This window comes from Bradyrhizobium sp. Kon58 (genome assembly GCF_055807455.1).
The window spans coordinates 1-256 of record NZ_JBVVOT010000514.1 but is presented as its reverse complement, the minus strand read 5'-3'; the positions used below and the strand labels follow the sequence as shown (position 1 = coordinate 256).

The following is a 256-nucleotide window of genomic DNA, read 5'->3' as shown; positions in this document are numbered from 1 at the left end:
CGGCCGACATCACCTACGGCACCAACAACGAATTCGGTTTCGACTACCTGCGCGACAACATGGCGTTCAGCATGGAAGAAAAATTCCAGCGCGAACTCAACTTTGCCGTGATCGACGAAGTCGACTCCATCCTGATCGACGAAGCCCGTACCCCGCTGATCATCTCCGGCCAGGCCGAAGACAGCTCGCGCCTGTATACCGAGATCAACAAGTTGATCCCGCGCCTGGAGCAGCACATCGAGGAATTCGAACGCTT

General features: G+C 56.2%; 1 protein-coding gene. It reads left to right on the top strand.

The annotated features are described in order from the left end of the window. On the top strand, positions 1-256 hold a 256-nt coding region (locus AC0L20_RS41310; RefSeq protein WP_473295880.1), incomplete at both ends, for a hypothetical protein.